Below are 3,952 nucleotides of genomic sequence, written 5' to 3' on the forward strand. Positions count from 1 at the left end.
TGTGGGTTGGGCTGAGTGATGGAAGCGATGGAAACCCATAGCATAATAAAGATAGACACAACAAAGTAGTCCGAACAACGAACATACAATCCATAAAAATGTATTGGGATCACTAAAGGCCCACCATAGAAGGGCAGTAACACATGCTAGTAGAGCACTACGGACAGCAGGACAGCGGAATTTTTTCTCAGGCCAGCGTCCCGCGATAATAGGGAGAGCAGCGACCACTGTCGAAGCAGTGATAATTCTAGGCCAGTGGGTAGGATCACCTGGTTTGTCATTAGCAAAGGTCTGAATTCCAGCAAGCAGGGTCAGGACAAAGCTAGTAATGACAGCCGAAACCATTGTAAGGTTATTGCGTTGCTCACTGAGCTGGTTTCGTTGCTCCGCGATTTGGTTCTGCTTAGCTTGCTGGCGCTCAACACTCAAGGCTTGCGCGGTCTGGGCTAGGGGTTTAATACCATCAGCAGCGTAACGGGCGGCAGCGTTGTAGCGGGCTTCGACATCGGCTTGGCGCACGAGCAGAGCGCCGCTGGCTAGATCATGAGAGAAGACGGTGGGCTTATCGCTCACGGGAATGAGAGCCCGGAGCGCTTTGGTAGCAAGCTGACTGCCCAGTGCGGCGGCGCGGAGCTTGGCCTCGGCGCGGGCAAGGACAGCCTCGGCTCCTTGCACCCCCACCAAGGCACTGCTAGGAATGGTTATGTCACCGCTGGTACGGAGCGCACCGGAATCTTGGAGGTTGTCCAGTGCGGTGTCCAGCCTGCGGCGGGCTTTTGTAGCAAGAGGCACAAAATCCTCAAACTGCTGGTAGTTATGGGCAATCTTAGCAGCACGAAGATGTGCTTCTAAAAAGGGCGGTGGCACTACTCCCTGCCTCACCAGAAGCCGAGTAATATCCTGCTCATTGTCGCGCGGTATCTCCAACGAGAACATGCGGGCTGAAGACGCAAGTTTTGGGGGATTGGCCTCCATGAGATGCTCCCAGAGATTTTCAGTAACAAGTGAGGGAAGAGACTCGTTGTAAGAAACGGTAAACAGGGCATCTCCAAAATAATTTTCTGATGAAATAATTTCTGTGGCGCGGTTGTCGTTACCCTCACTGGAAATCACCAGCCCAAAGAGATCGTCGTAGTGATACAGATAGACCTGGCACCTGCCGTCCTCGTCTTTTATCTTAACGATATTAGATGCCTTAAACTCTCTGCTCGCAGTTAGGGCGGCAAGTTCCGGGAAAGGCTCCTCCCCACAGATGGCTTTCCAGACGCTATGGAGAACTACAAGCCCCTCCGGCTCATCATCGCGCATCAGCAAGTGGCGCACGCGGTCAGGAACTGGTGGCAGGTCAGGCATTCTGGGTTTCTTTCAAGAGCTCTTCAAGCCGCTTACGAATCTCCTCGCGTCTCTGTGGGGTGTCAGGAGGATCATTGTGTGGTTGTGGCGACTCAGGGGTGGACTCCACCTCGGAGTCGGCGTCCCCCATACGCACAGCATCGGCATCTTTCATACGAACAACGCCCCGGCTTGGAACTGCTTTCCTCCAAGCCACCAAATCCACTGCATTCAGCGGGGATGCATTTAGCAGAATCTCAAGTGCAGCAAGCTGGGCCGTATTAGCATCCGCCACACGCCGCTTTACCGCAATTAAAGCATCTCTCACGTTCATTTTTCTACCCTCCATGTACCTGGTTCTGGTCTCTTATTGTGCCATTTTGACACCACAATACCTGCAATGGTTACGGGGTGCAACCAAATCTCCGGTATCCGTGTCCTAAGCAATACTGAGCGGCGCAGGAGCACGGGGAACTGACTCCGGGGCTTTGCTGAGAGGGCCAATGACCGCTGCCGAGGCCACGATGAGCCGCGAGGAGAGGAGTAAGGGCAGCACCGAGAGCGTCCTAAGTACGCAGAGGAACTAGAAATGAGCATTGACGAGAGCACGATGAGCGCCACGGAGGCGACCATCGGCATTGATGAAGCGACGATGAGCACTAGCGAGAGCGCCAAGACCAAGAAGAAGGGCCCGACGCCCGCCGAGCAAGACGTAGAGCTGGCGAATTTCATCTCCCAAAGCCGGGTCACCATCGAGACCATCCTCGCGACCCCCGAGATTCTCGCCCTCCTGCCCAAGCGCTACACCGTCGCCAAGCTCAACGAAGGGCTGGCGCTCCAGAGCACCGCGCAGAACTCGTTTACCGCACGGCAGACCGCCATCGGGGACGAAACAGCGGCCAACACGGCGGTCACCGAGGGGCGCAAAGCCGCCTACGACCGCTATGTCCACTTCCGAGAGACCACACGCGCCGAGTTCCGGGGGCAGGCGGAGCGCCAGGCACTAGGGGTGGTGGGAACGATCCCGGTGGACACGGAGAAGCTCCTCACCCAGGCAAAGGCCAGCTACACTGCTGCCGGGCAGGCTCCCTACGCGACCGCCCTCGAAGACCTTGGCTACGACGCCGCAGGGCGGAGCGCTGCCCTCGCCACGGTCACCACGCTCCAGACTGCCCGCGCTACCCAGGAGATGCGCCGCACCGCCGCCATCGCCGCCACAGCCACCCGCAACGCCGACGCCAAGACCCTGCGGGAGTGGATGCAAGCCCTCCACCGAGTCACCAAAGCCTCCCTCCGCAACCACCCCGAGCTACTCGGCAGGCTCTAGTACACCAAAGGCACCACACCCTCTTCGCAGCGAGGCACGAGCGAAAGCCGGAGAGGGTCGCGCTCTAAGGCGCGGGGAGAGGCTAGGCGCGGGGAGAGGCTAGGCGCGGGGAGAGGCAAAAACGTCGGGGGTTAGGGGGCCACACGCAGCGTCAATCGCGCCACCTCGGGGCGGCAGTTGAAGCGGGGGGCGAGCCAGGGAAGACGCTGGATAAAGGCGAGGCCGATGCCTCGGGAGATATAAGTGGTGAGATTACCACCGGGGTCGTGGCCCAGAATCTCCGTGAGGCGCTTGTGGGAAAACACCCCGCAGTCGAGCAGTCGGCTGAGGGGGTTCTGTGTCTTCCAGGCCCCCACAAGCGGGAAGCGCACCTGGCCGCCATGCGTGTGCCCCGAGAGCATCAAGTCCACGCCCGCACGGGATGCCAGCGCGGCCACTTGCGGCGAGTGGGCAACAAAGAGCGTGAAGCGCTCCGGGGTGAGCTTGGCGAACGTGGTATCGAGGTCGGCGTGGCCGTAGTAAGGGTCGTCGCAGCCCGCAATGGTGACCGTCTCGCCGCGCAGGGTGAGGGGCAGGCTCTCATTGGTGAGCGTGCAGACTCCCGCCTCCGCCAGAAGCGCCTCCAGCCATGCCCGGCGCTCTGGGCGAATCTTGTGCTCCGCATTTCCCCAGACCGCAAACGCAGGCGTGCCGGGAAAGAGCTGTCCGATCTCCGTGGCAAGCCGCACCGCAGGCACCACGCCCCGCGGAGCCCCGATAAAATCGCCCCCCCAGACAATCAAGTCCGGCTTCTCCAGCTCCGCGCAGAGTGCCACCACGCGCCGCTCGCGCTCCCCAAACTCGCCGACGTGGGGGTCGGAGAGAAAGAGAATCGAGAGACCGTCCCAGGCGGCAGGCAGAGTGGGCAAAAAGAGCGTCGGGTGTGTCACCTCCACCAAGAGCGGCTCGATCTTCAGCGCATAAGTCGCCAGCCCCGCCGCCGCGAGCCCGGTTGCCGCTCCGAGAAGTTTCTTGCTCATCGTGAAATTGGTGCCGCCGAAGAAGAGGAAAGAGGCTCCACACGGGCGTGGAGCGTCCGAATTTTCACCACATCGCGGAGCATCTTCAGGCCCGCTTTAAGATAGGCTCCTCGCGTGGCAAAGGCCGCCGCCCCCTCTTGGTGTGCCCAGCGCACGGGAATCTCCGCGACTTTTAGCCCGAGCCGCCGTGCCAGAAAAATCGCCTCCACATCGAAGCTAAAGCCAGCGAGCTGGCAGCGGGAGAAGATCGCCTGCGCCGCATCGCGCGTGAGCA

4 protein-coding genes and 1 pseudogene are annotated in these 3,952 nt (G+C 60.1%); 1 reads left to right on the forward strand and 4 read right to left on the reverse strand.

Annotation, left to right across the window (positions count from 1 at the left end; translation table 11 throughout):
* Positions 1 to 1,353, reverse strand: a 1,353-nt coding sequence (locus AC1XOS_RS20715) for a hypothetical protein (RefSeq protein WP_481964110.1), incomplete at its 3' end; no start/stop codon positions are given.
* Complete coding sequence (locus tag AC1XOS_RS20720; protein ID WP_481964111.1) at positions 1,346 to 1,666, reverse strand: hypothetical protein; 321 nt, start codon at positions 1,664 to 1,666, stop codon at positions 1,346 to 1,348. The genes AC1XOS_RS20715 and AC1XOS_RS20720, both read right to left, overlap by 8 nt.
* Before the next feature lie 255 nt (positions 1,667 to 1,921).
* Between AC1XOS_RS20720 and AC1XOS_RS20725 the strand changes: the two genes are divergently transcribed.
* Entirely contained in the window at positions 1,922 to 2,659 is a 738-nt protein-coding gene (locus AC1XOS_RS20725) for a PQLLE family protein (protein WP_481964112.1), read from the forward strand.
* A 131-nt stretch (positions 2,660 to 2,790) separates the two neighbouring features.
* Here the strand turns inward: AC1XOS_RS20725 and AC1XOS_RS20730 are convergent, their stop codons facing one another.
* Complete coding sequence (locus AC1XOS_RS20730) at positions 2,791 to 3,678, reverse strand: metallophosphoesterase (RefSeq protein WP_481964113.1); 888 nt, start codon at positions 3,676 to 3,678, stop codon at positions 2,791 to 2,793.
* Positions 3,675 to 3,952: pseudogene (locus AC1XOS_RS20735) on the reverse strand (hypothetical protein); the annotation flags it as partial. The pseudogene AC1XOS_RS20735 and the gene AC1XOS_RS20730, both read right to left, overlap by 4 nt.

It is taken from the genome of Armatimonas sp., assembly GCF_964826245.1.

What these genes read in the sequence shown, in the direction of transcription:
- AC1XOS_RS20725 (WP_481964112.1), top strand. Translation starts at nt 1,922, where the DNA reads ATGAGCATTGACGAGAGCACGATGAGCGCCACGGAGGCGACCATCGGC.
- AC1XOS_RS20730 (WP_481964113.1), bottom strand. Translation starts at nt 3,678, where the DNA reads ATGAGCAAGAAACTTCTCGGAGCGGCAACCGGGCTCGCGGCGGCGGGG.
- AC1XOS_RS20720 (WP_481964111.1), bottom strand. Translation starts at nt 1,666, where the DNA reads ATGAACGTGAGAGATGCTTTAATTGCGGTAAAGCGGCGTGTGGCGGAT.